This is a genomic window from Paraburkholderia sp. SIMBA_053 (genome assembly GCF_046534895.1).
In the GTDB taxonomy this organism is placed as follows: Bacteria; Pseudomonadota; Gammaproteobacteria; order Burkholderiales; family Burkholderiaceae; genus Paraburkholderia; species Paraburkholderia caledonica.
In genome coordinates, this window is record NZ_JAWRXU010000434.1 from 1 (window position 1) to 293 (window position 293).

Here is a 293-nt window from a genome sequence, read left to right on the forward strand (position 1 = left end):
GCTGAGGCCGGTAGCGATGCGGATATTCCCGTCGTCGTGTCAGACGGCGAATTCGCGCTCAGCGAAGATGTCATGGCCGCCGAACTATTTGCCGAGCGCGCAGTGGAGCTTGCCGATGGCAGCACCGTCACCGTTAAAACCAGCCTAACGCTGCTGCGTGAATCGGCCCATGAATACGACATGGACACCTATGCTGAACATTGTGGTATTCCCAAAGCAACGATTATCGACTTAGCTAAAAAGTATGCCAGCCACGGCCGTAAGGCCGCCGTTAACTGCCACGGCGGTATGAT

General features: G+C 56.0%; 1 protein-coding gene. It reads left to right on the forward strand.

The window, feature by feature from the left end; genetic code table 11:
• Window positions 1–293, forward strand: a 293-nt coding sequence (locus SB753_RS36305; RefSeq protein ID WP_410804949.1) for a hypothetical protein, incomplete at both ends; no start/stop codon positions are given.